Source organism: Corynebacterium sp. LaCa117 (assembly GCF_046717765.1).
In the GTDB taxonomy this organism is placed as follows: Bacteria; Actinomycetota; Actinomycetes; order Mycobacteriales; family Mycobacteriaceae; genus Corynebacterium; species Corynebacterium kefirresidentii.
Window position 1 is genome coordinate 2,055,363 of record NZ_CP177102.1, and the last position, 18,464, is coordinate 2,073,826.

Here is an 18,464-nt window from a genome sequence, read left to right on the forward strand (position 1 = left end):
AAAAGCTCACGTGAGAAGGGAGCGGTCTGTGGCTCCCCGGCACCACAACCAGGATCGCTTATAAAACAAAAATATCCCCGAACCACTCCCACTTTAAGTAAGAGCTTGTTCGGGGATGTTTTCTTAGTCGGCCTTAGTTAGGCAGTTGCTTCTGCAGCAACCTCCTCAGCCGGGACGATGTTGACCATACGACGGCCACGCTTGATACCGAACTCAACGGAGCCAGCTGCAAGCGCGAACAGGGTATCGTCGCCGCCGCGGCCTACGTTCTCACCTGGGTGGAACTTGGTACCGCGCTGACGCACGATGATCTCGCCGGCATTAACCTGCTGACCACCGAAGCGCTTGACGCCGAGACGCTTGGACTCGGAATCGCGACCGTTGCTGGAGCTGGAAGCACCCTTCTTGTGTGCCATGTGGTTTTCCCTCCTTCAGGGATAATTACAGCCGGTTAAGGCTTACTTGATACCGGTGATCTTCAAGGTGGTCACAGGCTGACGGTGGCCCTGACGCTTCTTGTAACCAGTCTTGTTCTTGTACTTCAGGATATCGACCTTCGGGCCCTTACCCTGCTCAACGATTTCTGCGGAAACAGAAACCTTCTCCAAGTCGGAAGCCTTGGACTTAACATCGGCGCCATCGACGAGCAGAACCGGGGTGAGAGCTACGGCAGAGCCTGGCTCACCCTCGATCTTCTCGACCTTGACGAGGTCACCTTCAGCAACCTTGTACTGCTTGCCGCCGGTCTTGACGATCGCGTACATAGAGGGTTACCCCTTATCTAAACTCGCTCGGAAGCAACCGGGGAGGTCGCGTTCCGAATGGACACTTACATATTGCGTTTAGTTCCCGCGCGAACATGCCCGCACAACTCACTGAGTGAGTGTCGGACTGATCCAGCGCTGTGAGTACTAAACAGCGACTGTCAAAGACTACCCCGTAGCGGGCACAAAATACAAACCACGCTTTTCGTGCCCGCGTGGCGTAGCCCTAAGACTTGCTTCGCCGTGCTACACGGCGCCGCCCGCGCCCAGATTTAGCTGAGGCTTTTTCAGGGTGGACTCCGCTCGCCGCAGACTGCTTCTGGGCACCGTTATCCTGTGCCTTTGGGGCCCTCGCTCTTGCCGACGTCCCCTTTTTGCGCACCGCCCTCTTCTTGCCACGGCGCAAGACCTTGGAATCGCTCGAGCCCGCCCGGTTCCCAGAACCGGTGCGCTCCGGCGAGCCTTCCTGTCGCCTAGAACGGCCCGACTCGGCCTTCGTTGCCTTCGGGTTCTCTGCTACGGCTTTCTTAGGGGCAGCCTGACGCACGGCACGGCGACGCCCGCGGCCGTTGCCACCGGTGCGCCCCGCACGCGTGGTGCCAACGGCCTTTTCATGGCGCTGCTCGGCCGAGCCACCCTCCTGCTCGTGCTCCTGCGTTTTCTCCTTTACCTCGTGTGGCAGGCGCGAGGAAACACGGCTTTGGGCTTGTTGAGTGCGCACCGTGCGACGGCGACCACGCCGGCGACCCTTTTGCTCCCCGCGCGAGTCCTTCTGCCCCTGTTGCGCTGCGGTCTCGCTTGCGTTATCGCCATCGGATGCGGGTACCGCCTGATCGGCCTTGTGTACGGCAGATTCCTGTTCACCGGCGACTGCGAATTCCTGCGGCTGTGGACGCCTATCAGAACGCGAATTGCCGCGTGTGCGGCGCTTGCGGCGCGGGGAAGCCTCGAACTCGGCCACAGCCTCTTCATAGGTCTTGCCTGCTGCAGACTCCGTGGCTTTCTGCTCGCTGCCTGCGCTAGCGCGTGTGGCCTTAGAGCGGCGGGTCGCCCGGCGCTGCTTCTTGCTGCGTTTGGAGCCCTCCCCAGCATCTGGGTGGGCCTTAGCGGCGGCACCCGAGTCCGCATCCGTATCCGCATCGGGGACGTAGGAATTAAATTCCTGTACCTCGTCGCTCTCCGCAGCATTATCCGCCGCAGCGTATGCGATGGCCTCGATATCGGATACTTCAGTCTGGGTGTGCTTGCGAGCCCGACGGCGCCCACGGCCGCGTCCGCGCTCCTTAGCCCTGTCTCGGTCTCCGCTGTGCGTGTTCTGATCAGCGTGCGGCTCGTCCGCACCGCGCTCATCCACAACGACGTTGGCTACGAGATCCTCCAACGAAGTCTTTGCAGATTCCCGTGCGGTGTCTTCGTGCTCGGTGCCGTAGACCGGCGCCTGCGTTTTCTTAAAGCGCTTGGGCTTGGAATCACTTTCGGGGGCATCATCAAGCTCGTGCTTATGCATCGCCACCGCTGCCGGGTGCTGCTGCGGATTGTGATGCTGCTTCTTATGCGACTTGGCCTTGCGACCAGAGTGCTTCGAGTGTTGTTCGTCGTCAGCTTCATCTACTGGGTACTGGTGAATGATGATGCCGCGGCCGTTGCAGCACTCACACTCCGTGGAGAAGGTTTCCACGAGGCCGGTGCCCAAGCGCTTGCGGGTCATCTGTACCAAGCCCAGCGAGGTAACCTCAGAGACTTGGTGGCGGGTGCGGTCGCGACCCAAAGCCTCCTTCAAGCGGCGCAGGACTAGGTCCTGGTTTTCCGGCAGGACCATATCGATAAAGTCCACGACGATCATGCCGCCCAAATCGCGCAGGCGCATCTGGCGCACGATTTCTTCTGCCGCTTCGAGGTTATTGCGGGTAACCGTTTCCTCCAGGTTGCCTCCGGAACCGGTGAACTTTCCGGTATTGACGTCGATGACGGTCATAGCCTCGGTGCGGTCAATAACCAGCGTGCCGCCGGATGGCAGCCATACCTTGCGCGAGAGCGCCTTATGCAGCTGCTCATCAATGCGGTAGGCCTCGAAGGCGTCCTGCCCGCCGTGGTCTTTGGCACGGTAGCGCACCACACGGTCTGCAAGGTCCGGCGCCATGGAATCGACGTAGGCGCGGACGGTATTGAACGAACGCTTGCCATCAACGATGAGCTCGGTGAAGTCTTCGTTGAAGAGATCGCGCACCACCTTGATGAGCATATTTGGCTCTTCGTACATGGTCACCGGCTTGGCGCCCTTGGAGGACTTTTCTTTCTTGGCGTGGGCGATGATGTCCTCCCACCGGCTGTGCAGGCGGTTGACGTCGGTAGCGATCGCCTCTTCCGAGACATTTTCGGCAGCGGTGCGGATAATCGCTCCCCCATCGCCCGGCACCACGCGACCCAGGATATCCTTCAAGCGCTTGCGCTCTGGGGCGGGCAACTTACGGGAAATGCCCGCGCTGCGGCCGCCTGGCACATAGACCAGATAGCGGCCGGCAAGGGAAATCTGGGTGGTCAGGCGCGCGCCCTTGTGACCAATTGGGTCCTTGGCCACCTGAACCAATACCTGATCGCCGGACTTCAGAGCATTTTCTACCTTGCGGGCCCGCCCATGCAGCTTGGTCTTGCGCCAATCGATTTCACCGGCGTAGAGCACGCCATTTCGGCCCTGCCCGATATCCACGAAGGCCGCCTCCATCGACGGCAGCACGTTTTGGACGCGTCCTAGGTAAATATTGCCAATCAGCGAAGCCTGGGACTCGGTGGTAACGAAGTGCTCGACCAGCAGGTCATCTTCTAGCACGCCCACCTGCGTGATGATTCCGGCACCATCCTCGCGCTCCTTATCGCGCACCACCATGGTGCGCTCCACGGCTTCGCGGCGGGCAAGAAACTCTGCCTGGGAAACAATGTGCTGGCGGGTGCGGCCCTTTGCGCGCAGTTCCGCGCGGCGGCGCTTTTGGGCCTCGATGCGCGTGGAGCCACGGATGGCCTTCGGCTCGTCAATATACTCGGACTCGGTGGCCTGATCCTCACGGTTCGAGCTAGCGCCGCGTCCGCGGGAGGCGCCGCGGCGACCTCGACGGCGAGCCTCGGATTTACCAGAACTACGGCCGGAGTCCGGCTGCTCACTCACTTCCTCGGCAACATCGTTGCTTTCGGAGTCATCGCCGGAGAAATCTTCCTCCGCAGCGTCTGCAACTGGTGCGAAGGGCGCTGCATCATCTTGCTGTGGGGCCATGAAGATCGGCGCAAAGTCATAGTGTCCGGATTCTTCCTCAGATTCGGCGCGCGGGACAATGTGCGGGGCGTAGTAGTCATCCTCGAAATCCTCGCCGGCCTCCGCAAGCGCTTCATGCAGTTTCGCCGCATCAACTGTGCCGGTATCGAGTGCACTCGCCGGCGCTTCTTCCACCTCATCCGTGGATTCCGCCGCTGCGGCGTCTTCGGCAGCTGAGTCGGTATCGGCTGCGGCCTTGGCGAGTGACGCTTCTACCTTGTCTTCGATTTGGGAGATCTCATTATCCACGTTCTTGCGCACGCGGTGGCGCAAGCGTTCTTCGTCTTCTGCGGGCTGCTCCCCCGCTGCGTCGGTCTCAGCCGACTCTTCGGACACTGGGGCTGCGGTTTTGCGAGTGGCCTTGCGTGCGCGCTTGGCGCGCTTCTTCGCCGGCTTCTTCTCGGGCTGCTTGCCTGAATTATCTTCCGGCTGTACAGCAGCCTTGTCTGCGGGCTCATTGTCCGGTGCGGCGGTGGAGGCTTCGCGGGTATCGCCAGAGGGGGCATCGCCAAGCGCCGCGGCTTGAGCCACAGCATCGAGCACCTGGCCTGCTTCCTCACGGGTGAGGGAGCTTTGCGCGCTCTTTTTTAGCCCCATCTCTTTCAGCTGCGCCACCAGATCGCGCGAGGCAAGCCCCAACTGTTTGGCAAGGGCATAAACGCGGACCTTGTCTTTGAGCTGGCCACGGTCCAAGTTCTGGGCCAAAGACGCCGCCGCCTTGAGGTTTTCAGTTGTTTCTTGAGAGTTCTGTGCCACCATGTTCGGGCTTACTCCTGTACATCGTCCGTATTTGGCGCTACCTCGGGCGCAGGCACAGCCATGGACTGTACCGCCGCCGCGCGAGGCATTTAGCGCGCTATAAAAGTTTGTGGGTATTAAGTTATTACGCGTCTCGTACGCGCTAATTACCATTGTGTCACAGAAACGCAGCCAGGCTGGCAGGCGGTGTTATGTTGACAGGGTGGCAGAACTAGCACGAATCCCCGCCCGCGAGCTGGCGCAGTATCGGCAGCGCAACGAGATCCCCGCACGCTCGGCGCTTTACTTCGGCGTACCGGCCGGCTTTGCCATTGGATTCGCCAACACCGGCGTGGATTATATGCTGGTAGGAGCCGGTATTTTTGCCATCTTTGCGGTGCTGGGGTTAGTGCACCTCATCCGCAACTACCCACGCGGCATCAACGCCGCGCGGGAGGAGTATCGCGAGGGCGACTATCCCACCATTGCCTATATCGCCCCGCTAATCCCCATCGCCGCGCCGCTGGCCATGGCCCCACTGAGTGCAGCCGGGCTGGTGCCGGAGATAGAACTTGCCCCGCCCATTGCCGGTGTCCTGTCAGGGGCGTGGTGGGCATGCGGCTTGCCTTTGGGACTGTGGGCGATGTTTTCCCAATCCTTTCGGATTGGTCGGCGGCGCATCAATAAGATCCTGGAAAAAGATCCGCTCGAAGGAGTAACCGAGGCTCGCCTAGAGCTTGCCGACGCCCACGTGGACACCCTCACCGCCCTCATAGCCGCCGGCGCGGTGCAAGGAAATACGGTCTCCGCTAGAGCCCTGTCCAAATTCATGCAGGTTGATCTCGACCTAGTATGCGAGAACCTTGATGAATTGGCAAAGGCAGGACTAGTAAAACTTGACCGCATCGCCCTGCGCTCTGCCCCCAAGGATTGGAAAAACACCGTCACACCGACCGGGGTTCGTTGCCTCTACCAATTGGGCAAGCGTTAACGCGGCAAGCTTTCGTCTCCCGGAAATAGCTTCGGCCCTATCCAGAGCATTACGTAGACGAGTCCGACGAGTACCGGAATTTCAATAAGCGGCCCGATGGTGCCGGCTAGAGCCTGTGCAGACGCCGCGCCAAAAGTGCCAATGGAAACCGCAATGGCCAGTTCGAAGTTATTGCCTGCTGCAGTAAAGGCCACGGAAGCAGATTGCGCATAGTTCATTCCCACTGCCTTTGCCACGCCCAGAGCTAGGAAGAACATTCCAACGAAGTAAATGACCAACGGAATCGCAACCTTGATCACCGCCGTGGGCTGCGCTACCAACTGTTCTCCCTGCAGGGAGAACAGCAACACAATGGTATAAAGCAAGCCGATCATCGCCAAGGGAGAAACTGCCGGAAGGAAGCGGTTTTCAAACCATTCGCGGCCTTTGGCTTTCTCACCCCAGACCCGCGAGAGGACGCCAAGCAGCAGTGGCACTCCCAAAAATACGAGAACCGCCGTGACGATGGACCAGAAAGAAAAATCAGCAGAGGTGGTATCCAGGCCTAGCCAGCCAGGAAGAACCTGCAGGTAAAACCAGCCCATAACGCCAAACATAGCTACTTGGAAAACGGAATTAATAGCTACGAGAACAGCGGTGGCCTCTCGGTCAGCACAGGAGAGGTCGGACCACACCAGGACCATTGCGATACAGCGGGCTAACCCAACAATAATCAGGCCGGTTCGTAGCTCGGGCTGGTCGGCAAGAAATATCCACGCCAGGGTGAACATCAATGCAGGCCCCACCAGCCAGTTCAACACAATCGATACCACCATCAACCGGCCGTCGGCAGCAATGTCTCGGGTCTTTTCGTAGCGAACCTTAGCCAGGGGCGGATACATCATGACTAGCAGACCCAGTGCAATGGGAAGAGAAATACCGCCAACCTCTAGAGCCGACAGTGCTTCTCCAATGCCTGGCAGGAAGTGGCCTATCAATAGCCCCACAGCCATAGCCATGATGATCCAGATGGGAAGGAATCTATCGAGAAATGACAACTTTGGGCGTTGCGGAATAGCCATGATTCTCCTTGCACGACGAGGAATTCACATTTCAAGGCAGTACTTTAATCGCCCATATTGATACTCGTCAATATAACGGAGTGGGAAGCAGTTTCCTTATGCCGTCTCCTTATACTGTGTACATGGACTCCTCCCCTAGCAATGCCGATAACACCCCCGACGGGCAGTGCTGCTCCCTGAGCAGTGGCCCGCTCAGCCAGAGCGATTCCTTGCGCTTTTCCCAGCAATTTAAAGTCCTTGCTGACCCAACCCGCCTTCGCCTGCTATCCATATTGTGCGATGAGGGCTGCGGCCCGATGAGTGTTACGGAGTTGACCGCGCTTTCCGGTCTCAGCCAACCGACGGTATCCCATCACCTCGGCAAGTTAAGGGAATCCGGCCTTTTAATCAAGCAACAATCGGGCCGTACCGTTACCCATCGAGTGCAAAAGGAAGCCTTCAGCACACTGCGCCAATTGCTTTCCTTCGATTAGGAGAGCTCCAGTCCTAGTCTGCGAAGTGAATGACCTCGCGTGCAATATCCTCAGCAATGATCTGCCGCGATAAGCACCTTCAACCCCAGAACAAGGCCCCTCCTCAGCCCCTGCCTCTTTAGGCCTTTGCAGCTTGTCGTTTCAATGCTTATTCAGTGTAGGGGCGGATACTCGGTATGCGACTCTCCGCCGGGGTCTCTGGGTCAAGCAATAAATAAAGCCCGAGCCTGCAGGCTCGGGCAGAATGATGCGCTAAGTGCGCAGAAATTTAGAGGTTCGGGAACCAGATAGCGATCTCGCGCTCTGCGGACTCTGGGGAGTCGGAGCCGTGCACGATGTTCTCACCTACGGTCAGGGCGAAGTCACCGCGGATGGTGCCCGGGGTGGCCTTGGAAACTGGGTCGGTGCCACCGGCCAGCTGGCGCCAAGCCTCAATGGCGCGCTCGCCCTCAACAACACCAGCGATAAGCGGTGCGGAGGTGATGAACTCGACGAGGTCACCGAAGAATGGCTTATCCTTGTGCTCCTCGTAGTGCTTCTCCGCGGTCTCGCGGTCAGCAACGCGCAGATCGAGCTCGGCCAGCTTCAGGCCCTTACGCTCGATTCGGGAGATGATTTCGCCTACGTGGCCGTTCTTTACGCCGTCCGGCTTGATGAGAATCAGTGTACGTTCAGTCATGCCCCACACTGTACCGAAACCACCCGACTGCGTCGCGCGCTGGGGTATATCTTGGGGGAAGAACGTGGATCGGGCGCTAAGTAAGCTGCTTGACTATCTCTTCGGCGCGATCCTGCGAGGTGCCCCTAAACCACAGGCGCACTTGCCCGACTGCAGCGCCGAACTGGCCATTAGCCAGCAATCGCTTAATCTCCGCGCGCTGCTCCTTATCCAGATCCTCCAGGGTGGCTTCCTGTGTCGGCTGGAAATAACTGCGCAGCGCCAGAGCAAGAAAGAGGCCACCAATCAGAAGGGCAACTAACGGCAGCCATGGTGTTCCGGTGGCAGCGCGGGCTACCACCGCGGCAACACAGGCGAGTGCAGCAAGGACGAGATAGAGAGTGCGCATGGCCGTTAGTCTATCGCGACTCCCCTGCCCACTGGAGTTAACTGGGCTATTTCTCGTTGAGGTGCTGCGTGGTGAGGTAGCCACGCTTCATGCGGGCGATGAGGTTACTGCGCAGGTAAACGGCCAGCAGCCACTCCAAGCCGAAGATGATGAAGATGGCGGCTACGGCCCAGTGCACCATAAAGCCCAAGATGACGCACAGCAGCTGTACCCACACGATGACCGTTAGCGCCCACTTCTTATTCATGAACGCGATCATCACGAGGTGGAAAGCAATGGCAGCAAGGACAAAGCAATAGTTGAAAGGCGTCCACAGGGTGCCGTCATAGAGCTTGTACAGCATTGGTAGCGAGAAGGATAGGGCGAGAGCTTCCATGGTCAAGGAGCTGGCAATAACCATGCCGTTGAAGCTTTTTAGCGGATCCTTGACGGGGGCTTGGCCCATGCCGAGGGGCCCGATCTCGCTTTCTGGGATCTGTTCCTCGCGGGTGCGACGGCGCGGGTGCGGCCGGTGCTTATCGCTGCTCATGCAGGTTCCTTTCCAAACATCGCGCGGGCGTCACCGGCAGTGACGACCGAGCCGGTGATGATAATGCCGGAGCCGGATTGCACCTCCGCGTCTTCAGCAAGTTCAACGGCTTGGGCATAAGCGCCGGGAAGATCCTCGGCAACGTGGACGCGTTCCTCGCCGTAAATATCGCGTGCAGTCTCGGCTAGATCATAAGCGTCGCGGGCCCGCGGCGAGGAGTTTTGGGTAATGACTACCTCGGTCAGATACGGCTCCAACGCGGTGAGAATGCCAGTTGCGTCCTTATCCGCAAAGATGGACAACACACCGATGAGGCGGGCGAAGTCGAAATCGCGGTCCAACGCTGCGCCTAAAGCCTTGGCACCGTGGGGGTTATGCGCGGCATCAATAAACGTCGTGGGCGAGGTACGTACGCGCTCGAGGCGGCCGGGCGAAATCGCCTGGGCGAAGCCATTGCGCACGGTAGCAACGTCCAATGGGTGGCCGGCCGAAGCCCCAAAGAAAGCCTCTACTGCTGCAAGGGCCACGGCAGCATTCTTGGCTTGGTGCTCGCCATGGAGGGGCAGGAAAATATCCTCGTATAGGCCGCCGAGGCCTTGGATATTGACCTGCTGGCCGCCGACGGCAATGCGGGATTCGAGGGCCGCAAATTCGGAACCGGAGCGGGCCACGCCCGCCTCGACATCGACGGCCTGCTGCAAGATGACACGCATGGCTTCTGGGTCCTGTTCCGCGATGACGACAATGTTTTCATTCGGGGTCAACGGATCATCGGCATCCTCGCGCGGCTTAATAATGCCAGCTTTTTCACCTGCGATTTCGGTGATCGTATCGCCCAAATAATCCGTATGGTCCATGCCCACTGGGGTGATGACGGAAACGTCTGCAGTGACCACATTGGTGGCGTCCCAACGTCCGCCAAGGCCGACTTCGACGACAGCGACATCTACGGGGGCGTCGGCAAACGCAGCATAGGACAAGCCGACAAGGACCTCGAACTTAGACATAGGCACGTCCGATTGGGCATCGACCATTTCCACAAACGGCTTGATCTCGTGCCAAATGCGCACGTAATCGCGCGGGTGAATGGGCTGGCCATCGATGCCGATGCGCTCAGTAACCCGCTGCAGGTGTGGGCTAGTTACCAAGCCCACTCGGCGGTGGAAGGCACGCAGGAGCGAATCAATCATGCGCGCGGTAGAGGACTTACCATTGGTGCCGGCAATGTGGATGACATCAAAAGAACGCTCCGGGTGACCGAGCAGATCCATAAGCAGCTCGATGCGCTCGAGGGAAGGCTCAATCTTGGTTTCGGGCCACCGCTCATTGAGTTCTTCTTCAACCTCCGCGAGGGCGCGTAGCTCCGCGGCGGAAACCTCCTGTGGGGCGGCCTCGTTGTACTCATCCTCGCCGCCCATGCCCAGATTGAGCGTCAGGCCGGACTCGGTGATTTCCACCGGGCCGCCATCGGTTCCTTCTTTGAGGGCATCGACGATCTCAAAATCCTCTGTGCCCTTGTCCTTTTCCGCCACTACTTCAGGCCTTCCAAACGGCTGGTAATGCGTTCAACCTCTTCGCGAGCGATCTGCTGGCGCTGCTTAATTTTATTAACCACTTCTTCCGGCGCCTTGGACAGGAAGTTCTCATTGCCAAGCTTCTTGCCGGTTTGCTCCAATTCCTTATTGGCTTTGGCCAAGTCCTTTTCTAGGCGCTTGCGCTCAGCTTCCACGTCTACAGCGCCGTGGGTATCTAGGGTGACCTCCACGGTGGCCTGGGAAAGGCGTACCTCAATGGAGGCGGAAGGATCGAAGTCTTCGGCCGGAGCGGTGGTATTGGCCAGATTGCGCACCAGTTTCTCTTGGCCGGCGAGATCCGCTGCGGCAAAGTCGAGGCGGCCCGGGACCTTCTGGGAAGGCTTGACACCCTGGTCAGAGCGGAAGCGGCGCAGCTCGGTAATGAGCTTATCCGCGTCCGCAATGCGACGGGCGGCCACCTCATCCTTGGTAGCGCCACCATTGGTATCGGCAACGGTAGGCCACGGTGCCACGACGATAGACTCGCCACCAGTCAAAGCCTTCCAGAGCACCTCGGTCACGAAAGGCATGGTTGGATGCAGCAGGCGCAGGACGACGTCTAGGACGCGTCCCAGGACAATCTGGGTATTGCGGCCCTGTTCACTGACACCATCACGCGGGATCTGGGTCTTTGCAATCTCCAGGTACCAGTCACACAGCTCGTCCCAGGTGAAGTGGTAGAGCAGCTCGTTTGCCTTAGCGAACTGGTAATCATCCAGGTATGCATCCACCTTGGCGCGGACCTCTTCGGCGCGGTCGAGGATCCACCGGTCGGCGTCGCTAAGCTCGTCACGGTTGGGCAACGTAGCTACGCCGGCACCATTCATGAGGGCAAACTTGGTGGCGTTGAAAAGCTTGGTGGCGAAGTTACGGGCGGCCGCTGCAGCATCAGAGCCCAAAGGCAGGTCCACACCCGGGTTGGCACCGCGAGCAAGGGTAAAGCGCAGGGCGTCTGCGCCGTAGTCACGCACCCAATCCATCGGGTCAATGCCGTTGCCCAAAGACTTAGACATCTTGCGGCCCTGCTCATCGCGAACCAAGCCGTGCAGGTAAAGATCCTTAAATGGAACCTGCGGGCGACCATCGGTGCCCTCCCCCAAAAGCTCTGGGGTATGGGAGCCAGCGAAGGTACCAAACATCATCATGCGGGCCACCCAGAAGAACAAAATGTCATAGGCGGTGACCAGCACGTTGGTGGGATAGAACTTCTCCAGATCCGGGGTCTTTTCCGGCCAGCCGAGGGTGGAAAATGGCCACAGCGCGGAGGAGAACCACGTATCCAGCACATCAGGATCCTGCTCGTAGCCTGCTGGGGGCTCTTCATCGGGGCCGACGCAGACAATGTCTCGCTGGCCATCTTCGCCTTCCGGCCCGTACCAAATAGGGATGCGGTGACCCCACCACAGCTGCCGAGAGATGCACCAATCGTGCATATCATCGACCCACTCAAAGTAGCGCGGCTCCAGCGACTGCGGATGTAAGGTGGTATCTCCCTCGCGCACAGCAGCACCAGAGTCCTTGGCCATCTTTGATACGTCTACGAACCACTGCAGGGACAGGCGCGGCTCGATGGGTTCCCCAGAGCGCTCGGAGTGTCCCACGGAGTGAACATAAGGACGGATTTCCTTGACAATACGGCCCTGCTCACGCAGTGCCTCGCGGATTTCCACACGGGCTTCTTCGCGGGTCAGGCCGTCGAAGCGGGTGCCAGTATTGGCAATATGGCCGGTGGTATCCATGACGGTAGGCATGTCCAAGTTGTGGCGGGTGCCCATCGCGTAGTCATTCGGATCGTGCGCCGGGGTGATTTTCACCGCGCCGGTACCAAACTCCATATCGACGTAATCATCAGCGATGATCTTGAGCTTGAGGTCATCGCGGAATGGGTGTGGCAGCTCCTTGCCCACAAGATCGGCATAGCGTTCATCGTCTGGGTGAACGGCAATGGCAACGTCACCCAGCATGGTCTCTACACGGGTGGTGGCCACGATGAGGTGCGGTTCATCATCATTAAGCGAGCCATAGCGAATGGAAACCAGCTCGCCCTCGACGTCCTTGTAGACAACCTCGATATCAGAGACGGCGGTCTCCAGCACCGGCGACCAATTGACCAGACGGTTAGCCTGGTAAATCATGCCCTCATCATAAAGGTTCTTAAAAATGGTCTGCACAGCGCGCGAGAGGCCATCGTCCAAGGTGAAACGCTCGCGAGACCAATCTACGGAGTCACCAATGGCACGCATCTGGTTCTGGATGGTGCCACCGTACTGTTCTTTCCACTCCCAGACCTTGTCAATGAACTCTTCGCGCTCGTAGTCCCAGCGCTTTTTGCCCTCGGTCTCCTTGAGCTTGGCCTCGACCTTGGTCTGGGTGGCAATGCCGGCGTGATCGGCACCCGGCAGCCACAGGGTGGCGTAGCCCTGCATGCGCTTGCGGCGGATAATGGAATCAATCAGCGTGTGGTCCAAAGCGTGGCCCATATGCAGCTGACCGGTCACATTCGGCGGCGGCAGCACGATGGAATAAGGCTCGGCCTCCGAATGTGCGTCTGGGGTGAAGTAGCCCTTTTCTACCCAGCCCTCATAGAGGTCCTTTTCTACGGCCTGCGGCTCCCAAGACTTGGGCAGCGCATCAGCGCGGTTGGTACCAACTAATTGCTCATTATTTTGCTCAGTCACCTGGCCGATTCTACCTTGCACGTCAACCGGCTCATCTAGGCAGGGTGCGCACCGAGTATGTGGTGCGCACCGAGTGGGTTTTAGAGCAGGTCTGCTACGGCTTCGCGCTCCTCACGCAGCTCGGCCACAGACGCTGCAATGCGCTCCTTTTGGAACTCGCTAAGCTCTAGCCCCTGCACGATTTCCCACTTTCCATCACGGCAGATGGTGGGGAATCCGCAGATGAGGCCCTTGTCGACGCCGTAGGAACCGTCCGAGGGCACCGCCGCGGTGCGCCAATGCTCGGTGCCATGAATCCAGTCATGCATGTGGTCCACGGCTGCCGACGCCGCCGATGCGGCCGAGGAGCTGCCACGCACCTCAATAATCTCGGCACCGCGCTTCGCTACCTTGGGGATCATCTCTTCGCGGTACCAATCCTGATCCACCTCGGCATTGGAAAAGGTGATGTCTGGGAACTGGCTTGCGGAGTGATTGCCCCAGACTGCCACCTTGGTGAAATCGGTGGTGGACTTGCCGCTTTTCAGCGCTAGCTGGCTCAAGGTGCGGTTGTGGTCCAAGCGCATCAGAGCATTGAACTGAGAATCGTCCACATCCGGGGCATTATTCGCAGCGATGAGAGCATTGGTATTTGCTGGGTTGCCCACCACAAGCACGCGGACATCGCGCGCGGCATAGTCATTGATGGCCTTGCCTTGCTTGGTGAAGATGGCACCATTGGCTTCCAGCAGATCCGCACGCTCCATACCCTTGCTGCGCGGGCGCGCGCCTACGAGGAAGGCAGCAGAGGTGTTTTCAAAGGCCTCCTTTAGGTCATCAGTTACCGTAATCGAGTTGACCAACGGCAGGGCGGAGTCATTGAGCTCCATGGCCACGCCCTGGGCCTTGCCCACCGCAGCGGGGATTTCCAGCAGCGCTAGATCTACCGGGGTGTCCTTGCCATAAACATCGCCGGCAGCGATGCGCCACAGCAGCGAATAAGCAATATTGCCGGCGGCACCGGTGACAGTGATTTTGACGGGCTGAGTCATGGTTAAAAGCCTCCTCAATGGCTGCGTCAAGGGCGGCACACGCGAGCCAGGCTGCTCGCACCGCCACGGAATGTACCCATCCCCGAGCTTAGCCCCACCGCCGCCTCTCGCGCTGTGAATCTGGCCCCCTCTTTTGGAGGGGATATTCGCTGAGGTTGCGCTAAATTACCCCCATTTACCTCCAAATTAACGCCCCCAATGGATAAGAAGCTCCCGCAACGGGTGACTAATCGGGCATGATGGGAAAAGGAAAAGCGGGGCTCTCCCCCACGCCACGCACACAGATTGCATGGGGCCTATCTACTCCCGCACTATTAGATATCAGTTGACCGCGCCACCGCTGCGCCGCAAGGATTAAGGACTTACGCCATGAGCACTGAGAATACTGATGCACTGCAGGCTGCAGGCCAGGCGGATTCTCCTCACGCTGCCCACGCGGAATCCGTCAGCATTGACTCCGTGGTGGACGTAGCAATCAAGCACTTTTCCCGCAGTGGTTTCGCAGAAACCAAGCTGGAGACCATCGCCCAAGAATCGGGCATGTCCAAGCGCATGATCCACTACCACTTTGGCGATAAAAAGGGCTTGTACCTACGTGCACTCAGCACGGCCGCGCAGCGGCTTAATCCGCCGCAGGACGCTCTGGAAATCGATACCGCGGTTCCGGTCGAGGGCGTGCGCAAGTTGGTGGATTGGCTCTTCCGCGAACGCGTGGCCAACCCGGATGCTATTCGCATGCTGGTGTGGGAGAGCAATCAGCAGATTGTGGACCCAGCTCAGCAAGCTATTGCCGACGTCGCCGGGGTCGCCCTCCACCTCGACCGCCTGCTGCTCTTGGGCCAAGACGCCGGTGCTTTCCGCCCAGGCATTTCCGCCAATGACATTTTCACCCTGATTTCCTCGTTGACCGTCTACCGCGTAACCAACCAGGTGATGGTGGAAAACATGCTGGGCGTGAACTTCAATACCCAAGAAAATATCGACGGTATGCATAGGCTTACCGTCGATGCTGTGCTGGCGTTTTTGACCGCCAATATTCCAGACTCGGGCCACGAGTCCTACCTCACCTCCTCCTCGTTCGATACGAAAGAGGGAGACGAGGCCTCACCACAGGATATCTACAGCGAGGAGTAGTCGCGCCGGCAGGCGCTTAGGCAGATTCCTTCGCCTCGTCCTTATAGCTAAACTGCGGCTCCGCGCCCTCTGTCACGCACTCTGGGGTGATATGTACCGCGGCGATATCCTCGCGGTCCGGCAGATCATACATAACTGGCACCAGCAGCTCTTCCATGATGGCGCGCAGGCCACGTGCACCTGTCTTACGCTCCAAGGCAAGCTCCGCGATGGCATCCAACGCCGCCGGCTCGAATTCCAATTCGCAGTCATCCATCTCAAATAGGCGACTGTACTGCTTGACCAAGGAGTTCTTTGGCTCGGTAAGCACTTTGACCAAGGATTCACGATCCAAGTTATCCACCGTGGCCACGACGGGCAGGCGCCCGATGAATTCTGGAATCAGGCCAAACTTCACAAGGTCCTCAGGGCGTACCTGGGAAAAGAGGTCGACCTTTTCGCGCTCATCCTTGGTATCCAAGTTGGCACCAAAGCCCACGCCCTTTTTGCCCACTCGATCCGCAATAACCTGGTCGAGCCCAGCGAATGCGCCGGCAACGATGAACAAGATATTCGAGGTATCTAGCTGGATGAATTCCTGATTCGGGTGCTTGCGCCCACCCTGCGGTGGAATGGCCGCCACGGTACCTTCTAGGATCTTCAGCAAGGCCTGCTGAACGCCCTCACCGGAGACATCGCGGGTGATGGACGGATTCTCGGACTTGCGGGAGATCTTGTCCACTTCGTCGACATAAATAATGCCGCGCTGGGCACGCTCCACATCAAAGTCTGCGGCTTGCAGCAGCTTTAACAGGATATTTTCCACGTCTTCACCCACGTAGCCGGCCTCGGTGAGGCTAGTGGCATCGGCGATGGCAAAGGGGACGTCGAGAAGCCGGGCCAAGGTCTGTGCCAAGTAAGTCTTGCCGGAACCAGTAGGTCCCAACATTAGGATATTGGACTTAGAGATCTCCACCTCATCGCCCTCGGCCTTTTTGCGCCGTGCTTCCAACGCGGCAGACTCTTCCGCCTTGATGCGCTTGTAGTGGTTGTAGACCGCCACAGATAGCACGCGCTTGGCTTTGTCTTGGCCAATGACGTATTTATCCAGGAAGGCAGAAATCTGCGAGGGCCGAGGCAGGCGCACCTCCGCGTCGGAGGATTCCTGCGCCTGTTCTTGGCCCAGTTCCTCTTCGATGATTTCATTGCATAGCTCGATGCACTCGTCACAGATGTAGACACCGCCGCCGGCGATGAGTTTTTTCACCTGTTTCTGACTCTTGCCACAAAAGGAGCACTTGAGCAGGTCAGCGCTTTCTTGCATACGTGCCATTAAGTTCTTTCACACTCGCTTTTCGTACCGCTATCCACAAATGGAAGGATGATTCTACCCTTCCGAGCGGCTTAATCTTCATCTATTTCTACCTTAGTAAATCAACCCGACAGGCCCTTCATTCATTCCCTTCCGCGTGGCGAATTTCCCCGACTTTTCTTGCTCCTGCGACCTAAGCTAAAAGGTGAAACGACCTTCATTCCGCCCCGTTAGGAACAGGAGAATTATGTTCGATCTCACAGACCGCGTAGCCATTGTCACCGGCGGTGCTTCCGGCATTGGCCGCGGCATTGCCGCTTCACTTAGCGAGGCCGGCGCCTCTGTCATCATTGCTGATGTCAACCTTGAGCACGCCACCGCTACCGCAAAAGAGCTAGGCGCCAGTGCGATTCATGTGGATGTCACCGACCGTACTTCTGTACAAGAAATGTACCGCCACGTTGTTGCCATGCATGGCGGGTTCGACATCGTCTGTTCCAATGCCGGCGTCTTTCCCAATTGCCCATTAGCAGAAATGACCGATGAGCAGTGGGAGGCCATGTTTGCCATCAATACCCACGGTACCTTTAAGGTGGTCCAGGAAGCACTCCCCTACCTCCAGGAACGCCGCTATGGACGCATCGTAATTACCACGTCCATCACCGGCTCGCACACGGGCTTTCCTGGCTGGGCCCACTACGGCGCCTCCAAATCCGCCCAACAAGGATTTATGCGCTCAGCTGCGCTTGAAGTCGCTCGCGATGGCATCACCATCAACGGTGTTCTTCCCGGCAATATCCTCACTGAGGGCCTCAAGGCCCAAGGCCAAGAGTATCTCGATCAGATGACGCGATCGGTGCCACTGCATCGTCTCGGCACTCCGCGCGATATCGGCAATGCGGCGGCTTTCCTTGCCTCAGAAGAGGCAGGCTTTATTACCGGCCAGACCCTCATTATTGATGGCGGCCAACTCCTGCCCGAAACCCCGGAGGCCATCTTGCCGCCGCGCGATTAGCCGCGCTTACCGAAGTCCACCGAGTCCGGCAAAGCACGAGGCCCCTTGCTGCACAGTATGCGGCAAGGGGCCTCGTGGGGATTTCATTCAGTAGCTGCTTACTGCAGCCAGTCGAAGTCGAGCAGGAAGAGTTCTGCGTCGAGCATCTCAACTTCATCCGGTGCATGACCGGTGACGGCTTCTAGCGCTTCTGCTACGTCTTTAGTCTTAGCAGGAGTCTTATCAGCGTCAAGCAGGGTTTCTGCCACCAAAGCACGGACCGGAGCTTCCGAAATGGTGTCCAGGCCGGTACCAGTGGTGGAGCCCTTGAACGCATCAGCGATGCCGTCCATCAAAGAACGCATCTTGTTCATTTCTCACACCTCCATGTGGCTTTCTCTCTGTCTGATACAGAAGAATATACGTGACACAGCCCCGTTAGGCAACCCATAGGTCGCTTAAAGTTAACCTTTTGTTAACTTTCGGAGAATGTGCCACGCATCACTTGGAAGGTTGACTTCCCTCTCAGGAAGGGAGGGATAACTTAGAGGTCACCGAACGGCGCGAAGCCGAAGTAATGGTCCAACGTATCGCGAGCAATCCACATGATGGCCACGAGGATAACTACGGCTAGCACTGCGTAAACGGTCCAACCAAGCACCTTCATCTGAGTGCTTGCCGGAGTATCCCCTACGACAACACCGTTGTCATCACGAATGGGGTCACCGGTCATACAACGCATACCCAGGGAGAAAAGGAGCGGAATGCCAGCGCCAAATACCAATGCCAGGCCGGCAACATGGAGAAGAGACTGGAAGATTTCTGCAGCAGTCAT

Annotated in this window: 17 protein-coding genes; 4 read left to right on the forward strand and 13 right to left on the reverse strand. The window is 58.4% G+C overall.

The window, feature by feature from the left end; all coding sequences use genetic code 11:
• Positions 1–137: 137 nt before the first annotated feature.
• From rpmA to ACLI1L_RS10025, 3 genes are all read right to left on the reverse strand, one after another.
• Entirely contained in the window at positions 138–416 is a 279-nt protein-coding gene (gene rpmA, locus ACLI1L_RS10015; RefSeq protein ID WP_005324079.1) for a 50S ribosomal protein L27, read from the reverse strand.
• 42 nt (positions 417–458) lie between these two features.
• The gene (gene rplU, locus ACLI1L_RS10020) at positions 459–764 is read right to left on the reverse strand and encodes a 50S ribosomal protein L21 (protein WP_005324077.1); all 306 of its coding nucleotides are present in this window, start codon (positions 762–764) and stop codon (positions 459–461) included.
• A gap of 226 nt (positions 765–990) precedes the next feature.
• Entirely contained in the window at positions 991–4,827 is a 3,837-nt protein-coding gene (locus tag ACLI1L_RS10025; protein WP_411707484.1) for a translation initiation factor IF-2 N-terminal domain-containing protein, read from the reverse strand.
• A gap of 202 nt (positions 4,828–5,029) precedes the next feature.
• Here ACLI1L_RS10025 and ACLI1L_RS10030 point away from each other — a divergent pair, with 202 nt between their 5' ends.
• Positions 5,030–5,797 carry a hypothetical protein gene (locus tag ACLI1L_RS10030; RefSeq protein ID WP_086588272.1) on the forward strand — a complete coding sequence of 256 codons (768 nt, stop codon included), beginning with the start codon at positions 5,030–5,032 and terminating at the stop codon, positions 5,795–5,797.
• On the opposite strand, the gene arsB is transcribed toward ACLI1L_RS10030, so the two are convergent.
• Positions 5,794–6,858, reverse strand: coding sequence for an ACR3 family arsenite efflux transporter (gene arsB / locus ACLI1L_RS10035; protein ID WP_086588271.1), 1,065 nt, complete (start codon positions 6,856–6,858; stop codon positions 5,794–5,796). The two genes, ACLI1L_RS10030 and arsB, sit on opposite strands and share 4 nt — an antisense overlap.
• A gap of 122 nt (positions 6,859–6,980) precedes the next feature.
• On the opposite strand from arsB, the gene ACLI1L_RS10040 reads away from it, so the two are divergent.
• Positions 6,981–7,331: a metalloregulator ArsR/SmtB family transcription factor gene (locus ACLI1L_RS10040; RefSeq protein ID WP_411707485.1), complete on the forward strand. Its 351-nt coding sequence runs from the start codon at positions 6,981–6,983 to the stop codon at positions 7,329–7,331.
• Between the two features lie 268 nt (positions 7,332–7,599).
• Here ACLI1L_RS10040 and ndk read toward each other — a convergent pair whose 3' ends face one another.
• From ndk to ACLI1L_RS10070, 6 genes are all read right to left on the reverse strand, one after another.
• Positions 7,600–8,010: a nucleoside-diphosphate kinase gene (gene ndk, locus ACLI1L_RS10045; RefSeq protein ID WP_005324068.1), complete on the reverse strand. Its 411-nt coding sequence runs from the start codon at positions 8,008–8,010 to the stop codon at positions 7,600–7,602.
• A 76-nt stretch (positions 8,011–8,086) separates the two neighbouring features.
• Positions 8,087–8,398 carry a hypothetical protein gene (locus ACLI1L_RS10050; protein WP_086588270.1) on the reverse strand — a complete coding sequence of 104 codons (312 nt, stop codon included), beginning with the start codon at positions 8,396–8,398 and terminating at the stop codon, positions 8,087–8,089.
• A 46-nt stretch (positions 8,399–8,444) separates the two neighbouring features.
• Positions 8,445–8,927, reverse strand: a complete 483-nt coding sequence (locus tag ACLI1L_RS10055; RefSeq protein ID WP_049361638.1) for a DUF4233 domain-containing protein — start codon at positions 8,925–8,927, stop codon at positions 8,445–8,447.
• Positions 8,924–10,459, reverse strand: coding sequence for a bifunctional tetrahydrofolate synthase/dihydrofolate synthase (gene folC, locus ACLI1L_RS10060; RefSeq protein ID WP_411707486.1), 1,536 nt, complete (start codon positions 10,457–10,459; stop codon positions 8,924–8,926). Before folC ends, ACLI1L_RS10055 begins: the two co-directional genes overlap by 4 nt.
• The gene (locus tag ACLI1L_RS10065; protein ID WP_411707487.1) at positions 10,459–13,179 is read right to left on the reverse strand and encodes a valine--tRNA ligase; all 2,721 of its coding nucleotides are present in this window, start codon (positions 13,177–13,179) and stop codon (positions 10,459–10,461) included. Before ACLI1L_RS10065 ends, folC begins: the two co-directional genes overlap by 1 nt.
• A gap of 80 nt (positions 13,180–13,259) precedes the next feature.
• Complete coding sequence (locus tag ACLI1L_RS10070) at positions 13,260–14,210, reverse strand: malate dehydrogenase (RefSeq protein WP_411707488.1); 951 nt, start codon at positions 14,208–14,210, stop codon at positions 13,260–13,262.
• A gap of 369 nt (positions 14,211–14,579) precedes the next feature.
• On the opposite strand from ACLI1L_RS10070, the gene ACLI1L_RS10075 reads away from it, so the two are divergent.
• A complete protein-coding gene (locus ACLI1L_RS10075) occupies positions 14,580–15,344 on the forward strand; it encodes a TetR/AcrR family transcriptional regulator (protein ID WP_023020926.1) in 765 nt (254 codons plus the stop codon).
• A 16-nt stretch (positions 15,345–15,360) separates the two neighbouring features.
• On the opposite strand, the gene clpX is transcribed toward ACLI1L_RS10075, so the two are convergent.
• Positions 15,361–16,656, reverse strand: coding sequence for an ATP-dependent Clp protease ATP-binding subunit ClpX (gene clpX / locus ACLI1L_RS10080; protein ID WP_023020925.1), 1,296 nt, complete (start codon positions 16,654–16,656; stop codon positions 15,361–15,363).
• 226 nt (positions 16,657–16,882) lie between these two features.
• Here clpX and fabG point away from each other — a divergent pair, with 226 nt between their 5' ends.
• On the forward strand, positions 16,883–17,650 hold the full coding sequence (gene fabG / locus ACLI1L_RS10085) for a 3-oxoacyl-ACP reductase FabG (protein ID WP_411707489.1): 768 nt from the start codon (positions 16,883–16,885) through the stop codon (positions 17,648–17,650).
• A gap of 98 nt (positions 17,651–17,748) precedes the next feature.
• Here fabG and ACLI1L_RS10090 read toward each other — a convergent pair whose 3' ends face one another.
• Together ACLI1L_RS10090 and ACLI1L_RS10095 are read right to left on the reverse strand one after the other, a co-directional pair.
• Positions 17,749–18,003 carry a hypothetical protein gene (locus tag ACLI1L_RS10090; protein WP_411707490.1) on the reverse strand — a complete coding sequence of 85 codons (255 nt, stop codon included), beginning with the start codon at positions 18,001–18,003 and terminating at the stop codon, positions 17,749–17,751.
• 170 nt (positions 18,004–18,173) lie between these two features.
• Complete coding sequence (locus ACLI1L_RS10095) at positions 18,174–18,464, reverse strand: hypothetical protein (RefSeq protein ID WP_023020922.1); 291 nt, start codon at positions 18,462–18,464, stop codon at positions 18,174–18,176.